Origin of the sequence: Staphylococcus agnetis (genome assembly GCF_002901865.1) — a bacterium.
In the GTDB taxonomy this organism is placed as follows: Bacteria; Bacillota; Bacilli; order Staphylococcales; family Staphylococcaceae; genus Staphylococcus; species Staphylococcus agnetis.
Genome location: NZ_PPQF01000022.1, coordinates 1 through 14,207, shown reverse-complemented (window position 1 = coordinate 14,207; position 14,207 = coordinate 1). Strand labels below are relative to the sequence as shown.

Sequence of the window (14,207 nt, the reverse complement as noted above, 5' to 3'; positions counted from 1 at the left end):
ATATAATGTTATTGTAATAGATTGAGGGTGAAAGCAAAAGGGGGATATATATCGACAAAATTGTGACAACGTTTTAAATAATAGGTGATATTAATTTGTAATATAAATTTTATTGAAAAGCATTTATAAAATGATAGAATGTGAAGTAGCTCATTGTGTAAGAGGTGATGATATGAGCTTTTATGACTTTATGTTAGCATTTCAAGGAGATGCAACCCCTCTAGGAGAATTGGCGACGTTCTTAACGAATGACATCGATTTTCCACGAGACGTGATACATCCAAGTGAGATACTGGCATATTTTCATAAGCATACCACCGTGGATAATGACATGATTGAGACGGTCAAAAGAGCGTTACAATTATATGCCAATTCCAAAGGGTTATTATAATGGTGGTAGGGCAAGTTTATACGAACTTGCCTTCACCCTTACATATCATTGCATAACGCAGAGGTAATGTCATGGACTTACTTCTGCGTTTTATTGATGGCTCCAACAATTCAACGTATACGATTTAAAAACCATAGCTTAGGTGTCGAGCATGCTTATGATAAAATGATAACGTATTGAGATAACATAGGAGGGGCGACGATGGGAACAAGGATGCCAAATAAAATTCAAAACCAATGGCTATTAGTGGTAGGGATTATTTTCATAGCCTCAACGCTGAGGGCACCGTTAACATCAGTAGGCCCTGTGATTCATCAAATTAAGTCGGATTTACTCATCAATGATATGATAGCAGGCTTAATCACGACGATTCCATTAGTGATATTTGGCGTTGTATCAATTGGCGTGACACGCATTATAAAACGGTTTGACATGTCATTCATATTACTCATTGCTGTCATTGCTATCATTTGTGGTTTACTTGTACGTGTAGCTGGAGGTGTAAGTACCTTCTTTGTAGGGACGTTCATGCTAGGAGTATCCATAGCGTTTTGTAATGTCACACTCCCAGCTTTTGCTAAAAGTCATTTTCCACTTCGAATTGGATTAATCACTGGCATTTATAGTGCTACGATGAATTTAACAGCTGGTCTGGGTGGTGGTTTCAGCTACCCGTTATCACAAGTCAGTGCACTTGATTATCGCCTTTCGTTATCATTTTGGCTTGTGTTTGCTTTGTTAGCGATCGTATGCTGGCTTCCTCAAGTGAAACATAAGTCTGTAAATCACACGCGTGCACTCCCTCCGACAAAAACATACAATATAGTTAAATCTAAATTAGCATGGGCTGTTGCAATATTAATGGCATTTCAATCGATGACATTTTATTGCATTATAGCGTGGTATCCGTCGATCTTAATTAGCAAAGGCATTTCCCCTGAAATGGCAGGTTATATGTTAATGCTTAATCAATTTGCCCAACTACCAATGACATTTTCTTTTCCAATTTTAGCTGCTAAAATGCGCAGTCAACGTCGCTTAATCTATATCATTACAACGTTATTCGTATTAGGATTTATGTTGTTATGGTCAGAGAATGTATGGTTGTTATTATTCGCGATGATATTTTCAGGCATGGCGGTAGGCGCTTGTTTTAGTTTATGTATGACGCTTTTTTCTATTCGTGCTAAAACAACGACAGGTAGTATGCAGTTGTCAGGCTTTGGTCAAACCGTGGGTTATTTGATTGCAGCAATAGGTCCTTTCTTAATGGGGGCCATATATGAATGGACCAATCAATGGCCTATTGCAATAGCGATATTTTTAGTGATGTCGCTCATGATTTTAATAGCCGGTCATTTTGCAACTACAACTGCTGTTATCGAAGATGAATGTATAAAAAAATAGCGCTAGGGACAGAAACCGATTCTGATTTCGTCCCAAGCGCTTATTTTAATGGTGATGAGGATTGTTCCAACAATGATTGAATATAGTGCGTGATTTCGTCTTTCATTGATGGATCATTTAATGCAAAATGTAATGTAGTCTTTACAAAACCGATTTTTTCACCGACATCATAGCGCGTGCCATCAAACTCATAGGCGTAAACTTGGTCGTCTTGATTTAATCGTTCAATTGCATCCGTTAATTGTATTTCTCCACCTGCGCCCACATCTTGTGTGCCTAAATAATTAAAAATTTCAGGCGTTAATACGTAACGGCCCATAATTGCTAGGTTTGAAGGGGCAGTACCTGCCGCAGGTTTTTCAATAAATTGTTTGACTTCATAACGTCTGCCGGCTTTTGCTTCTGGCTCAACAATGCCGTAACGGTGTGTCTCTTCGTATGGTACTTCTTGTACACCAATGACAGATTTATGTGTCTCTGCATATTGATCAATAAGTTGCTGAATAGCCGGTGTTTCGGATTGAACAATATCATCTCCTAGTAAGACTGCAAAAGGTTCATTTCCAAAAAATTGACGTGCCGTCCATATCGCATGGCCAAGTCCTTTTTGCTCTTTTTGACGTACATAGAATATATTCGCTAAATCTGTAGAATGTTGTACTTTCTCTAATAAATCCATTTTGCCTTTTTCTTTTAATGTTGATTCTAACTCTTTTTGGTTGTCAAAATGATCTTCAATCGCACGTTTATGTTTACCAGTAACGATGATAATATCTTCTATCCCTGCGCGAGATGCTTCTTCTACAATATATTGAATTGTAGGTGTATCGAGAATAGGTAACATCTCTTTAGGCATCGCTTTTGTTGCAGGTAAAAAACGTGTCCCTAACCCTGCAGCTGGAATGATCGCTTTCTTTATTTTTGACATAAAAAAATAGCCTCCTAGCTCAATCTTTGTCATTTCTTACATTATAGTACAAATGAATAAGAAATACTAAAGGGAGCCGGGGCTATTTTTAAATTAAATCATTGAGCAATAATGTTGAAGGTTTATAAATTTGAATTGCTTTCACTTGGGTCGGCTTAACTTCAATATTTAACGGACCTTTACTAAAATCATGTATTAATATATGTTGTCTCAAGTGTAACGTATCTTTCACGGCTTGAATATGTTGGCTTGGAATAAACATCGTTGCATCAGTTTGAATCAGTTTACGCGCATTCATCACTTCATCATCATAGGTTCGAATAATGACAAGATGCTTATCACGAATCAGTTCACTAGAGAGGTGATAATGACAAATGTCTTCAGGGATATCTATCGCTTTATCCCAATCATCCGGTAACAGCAATATATCGTAATGATCGTCAGTTTGTTTAACAATGGCATGTTTTTGTATTTTGACGTAATGTTGCATGAATGGTCGTAATAAATCAGAAATGAAAGGAAACATCGTATTTAAATGACGTTCATTCACATAACTAAATGATGTATCGTGTGTCGCTTTTAAAGGCATATTAATGGCATTAAATGTTGGATTTAAATGGATTAAAAAATAAAGCCAAGCGTTAGGTAGATGCATGATGTACGCATGATGATAATGCTCAAAGACTTTAGGTGACAAACCGATTAAAGAAAAGGATAGCAATTGGTCTTTAACGGTATGTGTCAAAATTAAATTTTGCCAATATTTAATGATATGTTGATTAACTAGTAAAGATTGATGAGGGTTTTCACCATTCATATAGTCTGAAATATCAAGTGCATAGCCGTTGATGTTCGTTTTTAGGTGCTGAGATTGTTGAATATATTGATTAATATTTCGCTTAGTATCGTGCGGAATTAACAATTCAAATGTACATGTATGAAAGATGTGCTCAAAACGTTCAGATAAATAATCAATATCTTTTGGTGTGAGCCCTTTAAAATCATAGATAACATTGACCTTGGGAAGTAGAGATTTAACGTCTGGGATGACAGGTGATAACGATTTAATATTGTTTAAAAAGTTAGTTTCTAACACTTCATAGTCATATAAAGACGTGATTTTAAAGCTGAAATGTAAATGATAGCGATGCATAAATCGAATGATTCGCTCAAGCGTTGTTCCTTTATCATGAACCAATTTTACATTTACACATCTTTCAAAATATAAATAATGTGTTTGTTTACGTAAAACGTCTTTAAACGTTTTAAAAAATTGTTCGTGCATAAACATGTCATCTAAATAAGTCAGCATGAGACGAATATGCGGTAATTTGAATAGGGACGGTGGTGTGACAGCATCTAAGTCCACTTTCAAATGCGTGCCATGATGATCTTCAGAACATTTTTGATTTAACTGATAAAAAATTTTGGAATTATCGTGATGAACAATAATTTTTGTATCATTATTTGTGTGATGTTTTTTATATGTATATGGGCTCACACCGATATAACTTTTAAATTGCTTAGAATAATTACTGTAATTGGAGAAACCGTAATTTTGAGCGATGTCATATATAGAATAATTGTTCCATAGTAAGTGAGGTAACGATAGACTTAACTTCAAGGTCACGGTATAACTCTTAAAATTAAACCCTAATTGTTCATTGAATAAAATAGAGATATAAGACGATGAAACGAAAAATGAGCGTGCTAATTCTTGTAAAGTGATTTTCTGTTTAATATCTTTATGAATCATTTTTAATACATTTGAGAACATTTCAGAATCAACTTGCATTTGAGGCATATATATGCCGTCACAAGGGGTATAACATTCTTTTAGCAACAATTGTATGAGTGTAAGAAAGGTTTTATATTGTTGGTCTTCGTCATTCAAGATAATTAAAGATTGCACACACTCACGTAATTGTTCATGTGAATACAACTGTGTATCATCGAAATGGCCATGCATAAAATTTGGTTGCATCTCCATTAAAATGTGTAACGGAATAGTAATTTTTATCAATGCTTGTGCGTGGTGTATTTTAATGAGATCACCGTGATTAATAATAGCGACTTGATAATATAACTCTTTATTTAAACCATTATGTTGAATTTTTAATTTTCCATCGAGAGAGAAATACAATTCTACAGCATTAAAACAACGATATGCATCTGTATGAAATTGATCTAATAACTCAATATGGACATTCTGCATTGATGAAACCTCACTTACTAAAAATTTATGTGTCGTAATGGTGTAAACGTAATTCAGTTATAAATAATTAGTATTATAGAACTAAATATAATGAGCAACAATATTTTCTCTTTTATTTTAATTTTTTAATTACTTTTTGATATTATTAGACATATTTGTCGTTTTTATCTATAAATAAATGACATATGACTTAATAATAGAGGTTTAATTTAGATATAAATAATGAAGGTCATGGACATATAAGATTTGAGTAGGTGAGTAATGTGTAAAAAGCCTGATAAATAGAGTATTTAATGGGCAGAAAGGACATGTTTTTAACGATATATTTCTAAATTTAAGTGGAGTTTTAAAAAATGGTTATTCAACGTGTGAAAAACAGAATTAGCGATGCATATCGAATATTTTAATGAGGGAGCTGTAAGCGGTAAATCTTTATTAAGAGGTGCAATGATAATGATGAAGCGTAGGATTTAGTTAGAACAGGTTCTAAACCCTACGCTTCATCATTTGAGCCGGTTGCTGTGCCACAGTAGTATAGACGTCAACGCTACAAGTATCAACGAAATCGCTATGACGATAATCCAGGAGATACCAGATTGCGCATCAATAGGTAATGGGACATTCATTCCAAAGAAACTAAATACCAATGTTGGTAAAGTAAGAAGTACCGTAAAAATGGTCAACGTTTGCATCGTTGTATTCAATTGATTTGAAAGTAGTGAAGCATAAGAATTTGTCATACTTTCAACGATGCGTAAGTAAAGTTCTGTCGTTTCAATGGCTTGTTGATGTTCATTTAATACGTCTTCCAATAATTCATCATCTTCTGAAAACCGTTTTAATGTAGAAAGTCTGTATAGTTTTCGATGTGTAGATGCGTTCGTTTTAAGAGATGCTATAAAATATACAAGACTTTTCTCGATTTCACTTAAAAAATAAAGTCGTAAATTTGTAACACGTTTTTGTAGTTTAATATCAACTTGACGACGTTCTTTATTTAATAAACGTAAGGCACGGTTAAATTCTGAAGACATTTCATACAAAACATTTAATGCAAATCGACTTTTGTATTTTAAATTAACGTGTTGATAAAGTAAGTGCTCAAAATAGTTAAAACTTTGACTACAAATCGTTATAATGACACCTTTACCAATAATGATTCCTAATGGAGACGTGTGATAACTTTTGATATCATAATGGTCATCCTTAAGTACTGGAAAGTCACTGATGATGAGTGAATAACCGCTTTCATCGTTTTCAATACGTGAACTTTCCTCACTATCTAAGGCATCTTCCAAAAAGTCTTTTGGGAATGGAAAAAATTCTAATAAAGCTTGGCTTTCTTCTTGTGTGGGTTTCACTACATTAATCCACTGTGCTGTGGACCAATCTGACGTTTCTACTATCGCTAATGCTTCATTGTTACGATAAGCTGTGATCATAGTCGTCTCCTTCTTCCTCGCTCGGTTTAAGGTGACGGATGTCTTGAAAACCTTGTCTAGACTCCGCAAAGCCTTCCATGAGATCATACCAGTTGTCACCACGAGCCTCTTTTATCTTTTTAAATAATTCACTTTGAGCTTGATTTAACGTCGCAATCAATGCTTTACCTTTTTCAGTAGGATATAAACACTTTAACCTTCGATCTGTTAAATCAAGTTCATCATAGATGAGTCCGTTTTCTTTTAACAACTTAAGTGTGGCATGAGAGCCTTGTTTAGATATTTCGAGATTTTCTAATAATTTTTTGGTAGTGATACCTGGCAGTTTATTGATAAAAAACAAAAACCGATGATGTTGACGGCTTAGCCCGTATTCTTTTATCAAGTCATCTGCCGTTTTCGTAAATGTTTGATATGCGTAATAAAACAACATTAATTCATAATCGTTTTGATGGCTCATACTCGTCGTCCCTTTATTTCATAATGACTATATTATAATGGACTTTATAATTTATGTCATTGGATTACGAATGAAAATGCACTTTCAATTGTGTATTTCATGTAACTAATGTAAACTCATTTAATGTGACTTATTTATAGTAAAGTAATGTTTGAGATGATTTTATTTACAATCAAAGTGTAATTTTAGCGTTGATTTTAAATATTTTTTACGTAATCTTAACATTAAATTTACATTTATGAGCGATAATCGAACTATAAAGCTTAATAGAGGTGAAATAATGGAAATGTCGGTTATGGAAGTCATCTTTTCCTTTTTAGGCGGGTTAGGGATTTTTCTCTACGGCTTAAAAGTAATGGGAGATGGGCTTCAAGCTTCAGCAGGGGATAGGCTACGTGATATTTTAAATAAGTTTACATCAAATCCAGTGTTAGGGGTCATCGCTGGTATTGTCGTAACCGTTTTAATTCAAAGTAGTTCAGGGACAACAGTCATTACAATTGGACTTGTAACGGCTGGTTTTATGACATTAAAGCAAGCAATCGGTGTGATTATGGGTGCTAATATCGGGACCACTGTGACAGCGTTCATTATCGGTATTGATTTAGGCGAATATGCAATGCCTATTCTTGCGATTGGTGCATTCTTAATTTTCTTCTTTAAACGATCTAAAATTAACAACATCGGCCGTATTTTATTTGGTTTCGGTTCTTTATTCTTTGGTTTAGAGTTTATGGGCGGTGCTGTTAAACCTTTAGCAGAACTAGAAGGATTTAAACAATTAATGCTCGATATGTCATCAAATCCGTTCTTAGGTATTTTTGTTGGAACGGCGTTAACCGCTTTGGTACAAAGTTCAAGTGCTACAATTGGTATTTTACAAGAATTTTATCAACAAAATATGATCAGTTTAGATGCAGCGATTCCAGTATTACTTGGTGATAATATAGGAACAACGATTACAGCTGTTTTAGCAAGTTTAGCTGGTTCATTAGCTGCAAAGCGTGCCGCATTTGTCCACGTTATTTTTAACGTGATTGGTGTGATCATCTTTTCATTATTCTTACCAATTGTGATTCATCTTGTAGGTGTACTTCAAGAAACATGGCATCTAAAACCAGCCATGGCAATTGCGTTTGCACATGGGGCATTTAATGTGACTAATACGTTAATTCAATTACCATTTGTTGCTGTACTTGCTTGGCTTGTAACGAAGATTGTTCCTGGTAAAGATGTGACTGAAGATTACAAACCGCAACATTTAAATAAAGATCTTGTATACCATGCACCAAGTGTGGCTTTACAAGAAACACAAAAAGAGTTACAAAACGTAGGGAACATTGTTGAATCTATGTTTGATGATGTGAAAGATACGTCAAAAGTAGATAAAAAGTTATTGAAAAAACTAGAACAAAAACATCAAGCTGTTGAAACAATTAATGATAGCATTCGCAGTTATCTTGTACGTATTTCAACTAAAGATATTAATAAAGGCGATGTGGAACGTTTAGCTGTCATGTTTGATGTGAATCGCTCTGTTTTAAAAGTTGCAGATTTAATTAAAGAATATGTAGAGCAGTTAGACCGTAAGCACCAAAAAGAAATTTACCTTACTGAAGATGCACAACGTGGTGTGGAAAAATTATTTAACCATGTAACAGAATCATTTGATAAAGCGATTGATATGTTAGATGTGTACGACACGACGAAAAAAGATGAGATTGTGGAACGTAGTCGTGAATCATTTAATATTGAACACAAGTTACGTAAAGGGCACATTAAGCGTTTAAATCGTGGGGAATGTTCGACTGATGGTGGTTTAATCTATATTGATATGATAGGTGTGTTAGAACGTATTGGTTATAACGCGCGTAATATTTCTGAATCTCTAGTAGGACTCAATGATGATGTTCCTACAGATGAGGAAATTGCGACGCATGACATTTAAAATAGGATATGATGTACAAGTCTCCAATGTTCATTTTTTAATGAACATTGGAGACTTTTTTGTATTTATTGAATCCTAAAATGGTGAGGTAAAGTAACTATTTTTTACAATTCCATGAACGATTCTGAATTGGATTGTAATCTTATTTGCGTTTGCTACAATTTTCATTGTATGCATTTTAGGAGGGGGTTCAATTGACGGTCTTTAAAACCGTATTACATTGGAGTGTGCTATTATTTTTTTGTATTTATAGTATAGGGGGGATGCTCAATCCTGTTTCTGCGCATGCGACATTAGAACGCGCAACCCCTGCAGCTAAAGAAGTTGTTTCGCAATCACCACATCACATTGAATTGCAGATGAGTGAACCAGTGAATACAACCTATAGTACACTCACAATATATAATGATCAAGGTCATAAAATCACTACTGTAAAGCCAAAAGAATCGGGGTTTTCAAAACAGATTTCATTTAATGTTCCATCCTTAGAAGAAGGGTCACACCTGGTTGAATGGGAAGCGACTGCACAAGATGGTCATACGATGCATGAGACATACATATTTTCAATTGGGCATTCAACCGCAACGGCAATCGACAAGACACAACCTATTTGGAAAGATGTCAGTTTGTGGTGGGGCGCGATGCGCTTTTTACTTCAAAGTATGCTACTTCTTTTTATCGGATTGTACTATGTGAATCGCATCATGAAATATGAAGGACTACCGACATATCCAGTGTTACTTCGACACCGTGGTGTAACGGTGATGTTATGTCTATGTGTTCTCGGAACGAGTGTATTGTATTTAATGACTTTGCCTCAGTCAGTCATCGATAACATTCTACGGTTACAATTTGATACATGGTTGCAATTTCCATTTATTTTAACAATGACTGCAGTCATGACGCTCTTAATATTGTTAGCGCTACGTAATATGGAGCAGATTTGGTATGATACGTTACCAGTGATATTACTTATTGCTTTGGCAATGTCAGGACATGTATGGGCGCAAGAGATACCAGTATATGCGATTCTTATTCGAACACTGCATTTAAGCGCTATCGCCTTGTGGTTAGGAACATTGCTCTATCTCATGTTTTACATATTTACACAACATCGGCATTCGTACGTGCTGATCTTACGTTCAATCATTTTAAAATTAAATATATGTGCAGTAGTAGTCATTATCGTAACCGGTGTACTGATGACTATCGATCAAACATCATTTACACATTTATTTCGTCATATGACCACTTATTTGAGTTTATGGATTTCGAAAGTAGTGTTCACATTAGTGATGATAGGGCTTGGCGCATATCAAACGTTTAAAATGATGAAACAAAAGAAATGTATTCATAGAAAATTGCTTATAACTGAGTTGTTGATTGGCATAGTGCTCGTCTTATTCGGCATCATTATGAGTCAAATTAATCTGTAAAGAGGTGGACGTATGAAGTTAATTAAAGGAATAATCAGTATCCTGATAATAGGGGTTATTTTAGGGTGTCAAAATGTTGAAGCACATGTAACACTTAATCCGAATACGAGTGCACCAGGTGCATATGACGAATATCAAGTGCGAGTGCCTGTGGAACGTGACGTGCCAACAGTTAAGCTTGAATTAGAAGTACCCGATGGCGTTGCGTTATCATCTGTAGCACCTGTACCAGGGTTTAAACATACATTTGAAATGGACAAACAAGATAATATAAAAAAAGTAACTTGGGAAGCAACAGGTAAAGGGATAGGCGCACATGAGCATGTCAATTTTCCAATAGTTGTTGCAAATCCTGAAAAAGAAGGAAAGTTTGTATGGAAAGCGATACAAACATATAAAGACGGCAAACAGGTAAAATGGACGGATGCAAATGAGGACAGCGAACACCCTGCGCCTGTTTCTGAAGTGAAACAAGGTGGCGGCACTACTGCAGGTCATAATCATCATGAGCAACATGATGCGCATCACACAGCTTCAGAAGGCACCCATCCAGCAATATGGATCATGTCCATTCTTGCATTAATAATGTCTTTCGTTGCTGTATTTAAGCGTTATAAACAAAGTCAAAATGACAAGTAATGTACATTGACATACCTTGTTGTTATCGTCATAATTAATTTGACTAAAGATAGGAGATGACGATTCATGAAACGCATCTTATACACATTTATGGCTTATACCGCATTAGGATTACTGAGTGGTTTTGCTTATCGTGAAATTACTGTTCATTATCAATTTACTGGGGCTACACAGATGAGTGTGATGCATACACACTTACTTACGCTTGGGATGTTTATGTTTTTAATGCTCATTCCTATTGAGAAATTATTTAAGATTAGTAGCTACTATTTATTTAACTGGTTTTACATCATATACAATATAGGTGTTCTGACGACAGTAGGTATGCAGTTTACAAAAGGGTTCATGCAAGTGTCGAAACAAACCATCCCCCCAAGTTTAGCGGGATTTGCTGGGTTAGGACATGTGACCATTACGGTTGGTTTTATTCTATTATTCTTTTTATTAAGACAAGCGATTATTACAGAACCAAGAGATGGGGAACCATTGGTTAAGAAAAAGAAACACTAAATACAAATAGTAAAAGGGCTGTGCATAAAAACAACGTGCGCAGCCCTTTCATATTTAATACAGCCTGCTATACCAACTTACCTAGTTCGAAATAATTGAACACATTAGATGGGCCAACACAAGGATGAATGACAGTGAAACAGCCTTGCTCCTTAGCATGTGTAGATGATGAAACGAATAGTATGAAGCTGTAATCATTTTGATTGAAAGGTTATACAATGATTAACGGTGTGATTAAAGTAAAAATTGTTTGTTTGCTTCTTTAAAGGCAGGGTGATGACTCGATACACATCCTTGTTTTGTATCATCGGGTGAAATATACACTTTTGCACTATTTACCGCATGTGCAGCGTCATGAAACGCACCTGTAATTAGATTTATTTTTGAAGGGTGCGTTAATATGTCTCCACATGCATAGACACCGTCAACAGTCGTTCGTGTGTCTCCTTGACCTGCAATAAGTTGTTGCTCTGTTAATGCAAGGGGCATCGTCGTCTCTTGTAGTAAGTCAATTTGGCGTTCATAACCGTGACTGACAATGACAGCATCTATAGGATATGTCATTCGTTCTTGAGTTTCTAAGTGTTGTAGTGTAACGGATTGAATACGGTCATGACAATGACAATCATGATGTAAAGCTGTTATAGACACATTTGGCAGACATTGAACACGTAATTGTTGAAGTGCTTCCCACGTTGATTCATGTCCTTTTACCGAGTCATTACGATAGACTAAGATGACTTCTTTAGCAATCGGGGCAAGCGCCTGAGCCCAATCCATTGCGGAATTACCGCCTCCTGAAATTAACACTTTTTTACCTCGAAAATGCTCATATTTAGAAATTGCATAATGTAAGTTGGTGTATTCAAAATCGTGTGCATCATCTGATAATTGCAATTTTTTAGGTGTGATGATCCCACCACCAATGGCAATAATGATAGATTTTGAAGAGAACGTTGTACCAGATTCAGTCGTAACATTAAAATGATGATGACTCACTTTCTCTATATTGACGACTTTAGAATTTAGATGAACGTCTGGATTAAAATGTAAGCCTTGGCAAATGATATCTTGCATGATTTCACCACATGGCTTAGGTGCGACGCCCCCTATATCCCAAATGATTTTTTCAGGATATATGCGCATTTTACCCCCTAAGCTCGGTTGGGCATCTATTAAACGTGCCTGCATACCACGTACGCCTGCATAGAAGCTTGCATAGAGTCCAGCAGGTCCTCCACCAATAATAGTGACATCTTTCATACGACATTCCTCAATTCTTATGTGTTTACATCCATTATGTTACAAATGAGATTCGTTATCAATTAAAAAGATAAAAAAAGCATCTGATGCTTACTTTAATCGTAAGTCAGATGCTTAAACGTGCGCATGAGAAATTATTTTTTAGCCGAACGACCACGTAAATCTGCTTCGATTTGTTCTAAGCTACGACCACGTGTTTCCGGTAAAAATTTCATTACAAAGAAGAATGCAATCACACCCATAACGGCGAAGATTAAAAATACTTCTTGCACACTTAAAATATCACTAATAATCGGGAATAAATAAGCCACGAGTAAACTTCCGATAGATAACACAAGTGCGGCAATACCTGTAGCAGCTCCACGTGCACGCATTGGGAATAATTCTGGTAACATTACCCATAACACAGGTCCCCATGAAATACCAAAGAACACAATGAATAATGCTAAACAGATAATAATAATCCATACAGCTGCATTTACACCTAATAAACTTATTAATACACTCATAGCAAGTAATGAGCCGACCATACCTAAGTTACCAATCATCAATAACTTTTTACGATCAATTTTATCGATAATTAGAATAGCAACAATTGTGACTGAGACGTTCACAACACCAATACCGACAGTACTTAAAATAGACGCTGAATCACCAAGTCCTGCTTTATGGAAAATGGTTGGTGCATAGTGAATGATGGCATTAATTCCAATTAATTGTTGTAATAATGCGAATATCGAGCCAATGATGATAGTAGTACGTAACCAAGGTGACTTTAGAACATCCCAAGTGCTTTCAGAGATAGCATTGATTTTTTTCATGTTTGCAATCTCTAAATCAATTTCATGCTCAGGATAAGTTAATTTCATGACATCACGCGCTGCTTTCTCACCACGTTTTTCTAATAACCAACGTGGACTCTCAGGCATAAAGATAACACCAATCATTAAAATGAGTGATGGTACGACTGCTAATCCTAACATCCATCGCCAAGCCTCAAAAGGAGCTAATGCATAATTGACTAGGAATGATGATAATATACCGATTGTAATCATTAATTGGTTTAATGAACTTAAAGAACCACGCGCATCAGTGGGTGCAAGTTCTGATAAGTATACAGGAACGATTGCTGTAGAACCACCCACAGCAAGTCCGATTATAAATCGACCTAATACAACGATTTCAACAGTTGGTGCTAACGCTAAAACAAGTGTGCCGACAATAAAAATAATGGAAATTATAAAAACGAGACGACGACGGCCTAACTTTTCAGATAATGGCCCGCTAAACCCTGAACCGAAAATGGCACCAAATAACATCGATGATACGACGACGCCTTGTAGTTTCGGGGTAAGTGGAATATCATTTTGTAAATACAATAATGCCCCAGAAATGACTCCCATATCATATCCATACAGTAATCCGCCTAAAGCACCAATAAAGAAAATAAACTTTTTATTGATATTCATCAGGTAACCTCCAATTGATTAAGTATGGATATAAGTATACGCTTTCAGAAATAATTCGTAAATTATAATTTTTCATTATTTGAGAATAATTTGTATTTT

At 35.5% G+C, this 14,207-nt stretch carries 12 protein-coding genes; 6 read left to right on the top strand and 6 right to left on the bottom strand.

The genetic code is table 11. The annotated features are described in order from the left end of the window. Positions 1-172 precede the first annotated feature (172 nt). Positions 173-391 carry a YozE family protein gene (locus tag CD172_RS03720; protein WP_103345519.1) on the top strand — a complete coding sequence of 73 codons (219 nt, stop codon included), beginning with the start codon at positions 173-175 and terminating at the stop codon, positions 389-391. A gap of 201 nt (positions 392-592) precedes the next feature. Further along, a complete protein-coding gene (locus CD172_RS03715; protein ID WP_103345518.1) occupies positions 593-1,798 on the top strand; it encodes a CynX/NimT family MFS transporter in 1,206 nt (401 codons plus the stop codon). A 40-nt stretch (positions 1,799-1,838) separates the two neighbouring features. Here CD172_RS03715 and galU read toward each other — a convergent pair whose 3' ends face one another. The 4 genes from galU to CD172_RS03695 form a co-directional block, all read right to left on the bottom strand. Then, positions 1,839-2,726 (bottom strand): UTP--glucose-1-phosphate uridylyltransferase GalU, encoded by an 888-nt coding sequence (gene galU / locus CD172_RS03710; protein ID WP_103345517.1) that lies wholly within the window; start codon positions 2,724-2,726, stop codon positions 1,839-1,841. 88 nt (positions 2,727-2,814) lie between these two features. After that, complete coding sequence (locus CD172_RS03705; protein WP_103345516.1) at positions 2,815-4,941, bottom strand: helix-turn-helix domain-containing protein; 2,127 nt, start codon at positions 4,939-4,941, stop codon at positions 2,815-2,817. A 503-nt stretch (positions 4,942-5,444) separates the two neighbouring features. Continuing rightward, positions 5,445-6,383 (bottom strand): magnesium transporter CorA family protein, encoded by a 939-nt coding sequence (locus CD172_RS03700; protein WP_060551719.1) that lies wholly within the window; start codon positions 6,381-6,383, stop codon positions 5,445-5,447. Then, positions 6,364-6,843: a MarR family winged helix-turn-helix transcriptional regulator gene (locus tag CD172_RS03695; RefSeq protein WP_037566559.1), complete on the bottom strand. Its 480-nt coding sequence runs from the start codon at positions 6,841-6,843 to the stop codon at positions 6,364-6,366. Before CD172_RS03695 ends, CD172_RS03700 begins: the two co-directional genes overlap by 20 nt. Positions 6,844-7,129: 286 nt before the next feature. On the opposite strand from CD172_RS03695, the gene CD172_RS03690 reads away from it, so the two are divergent. The 4 genes from CD172_RS03690 (at position 7,130) to CD172_RS03675 (ending at position 11,376) form a co-directional block, all read left to right on the top strand. Beyond that, complete coding sequence (locus CD172_RS03690) at positions 7,130-8,791, top strand: Na/Pi cotransporter family protein (RefSeq protein ID WP_103345520.1); 1,662 nt, start codon at positions 7,130-7,132, stop codon at positions 8,789-8,791. Between the two features lie 194 nt (positions 8,792-8,985). Further along, a complete protein-coding gene (locus tag CD172_RS03685) occupies positions 8,986-10,227 on the top strand; it encodes a copper resistance CopC/CopD family protein (RefSeq protein ID WP_103345515.1) in 1,242 nt (413 codons plus the stop codon). Positions 10,228-10,239: 12 nt separating this feature from the next. Beyond that, positions 10,240-10,866, top strand: coding sequence for a YcnI family copper-binding membrane protein (locus CD172_RS03680; protein ID WP_103345514.1), 627 nt, complete (start codon positions 10,240-10,242; stop codon positions 10,864-10,866). Positions 10,867-10,932: 66 nt separating this feature from the next. Then, a complete protein-coding gene (locus CD172_RS03675) occupies positions 10,933-11,376 on the top strand; it encodes a DUF2871 domain-containing protein (RefSeq protein WP_060551715.1) in 444 nt (147 codons plus the stop codon). A 234-nt stretch (positions 11,377-11,610) separates the two neighbouring features. On the opposite strand, the gene CD172_RS03670 is transcribed toward CD172_RS03675, so the two are convergent. Next, a complete protein-coding gene (locus tag CD172_RS03670) occupies positions 11,611-12,639 on the bottom strand; it encodes an NAD(P)/FAD-dependent oxidoreductase (RefSeq protein WP_103345513.1) in 1,029 nt (342 codons plus the stop codon). Positions 12,640-12,773: 134 nt separating this feature from the next. Next, positions 12,774-14,108, bottom strand: a complete 1,335-nt coding sequence (gene glcP / locus CD172_RS03665; RefSeq protein WP_085622664.1) for a glucose transporter GlcP — start codon at positions 14,106-14,108, stop codon at positions 12,774-12,776. Positions 14,109-14,207 lie beyond the last annotated feature (99 nt).

What these genes read in the sequence shown, in the direction of transcription:
- CD172_RS03720 (WP_103345519.1), top strand. Translation starts at nt 173, where the DNA reads ATGAGCTTTTATGACTTTATGTTAGCATTTCAAGGAGATGCAACCCCT.
- CD172_RS03715 (WP_103345518.1), top strand. Translation starts at nt 593, where the DNA reads ATGGGAACAAGGATGCCAAATAAAATTCAAAACCAATGGCTATTAGTG.
- galU (WP_103345517.1), bottom strand. Translation starts at nt 2,726, where the DNA reads ATGTCAAAAATAAAGAAAGCGATCATTCCAGCTGCAGGGTTAGGGACA.
- CD172_RS03705 (WP_103345516.1), bottom strand. Translation starts at nt 4,941, where the DNA reads ATGCAGAATGTCCATATTGAGTTATTAGATCAATTTCATACAGATGCA.
- CD172_RS03700 (WP_060551719.1), bottom strand. Translation starts at nt 6,383, where the DNA reads ATGATCACAGCTTATCGTAACAATGAAGCATTAGCGATAGTAGAAACG.
- CD172_RS03695 (WP_037566559.1), bottom strand. Translation starts at nt 6,843, where the DNA reads ATGAGCCATCAAAACGATTATGAATTAATGTTGTTTTATTACGCATAT.
- CD172_RS03690 (WP_103345520.1), top strand. Translation starts at nt 7,130, where the DNA reads ATGTCGGTTATGGAAGTCATCTTTTCCTTTTTAGGCGGGTTAGGGATT.
- CD172_RS03680 (WP_103345514.1), top strand. Translation starts at nt 10,240, where the DNA reads ATGAAGTTAATTAAAGGAATAATCAGTATCCTGATAATAGGGGTTATT.
- CD172_RS03675 (WP_060551715.1), top strand. Translation starts at nt 10,933, where the DNA reads ATGAAACGCATCTTATACACATTTATGGCTTATACCGCATTAGGATTA.
- CD172_RS03670 (WP_103345513.1), bottom strand. Translation starts at nt 12,639, where the DNA reads ATGAAAGATGTCACTATTATTGGTGGAGGACCTGCTGGACTCTATGCA.
- glcP (WP_085622664.1), bottom strand. Translation starts at nt 14,108, where the DNA reads ATGAATATCAATAAAAAGTTTATTTTCTTTATTGGTGCTTTAGGCGGA.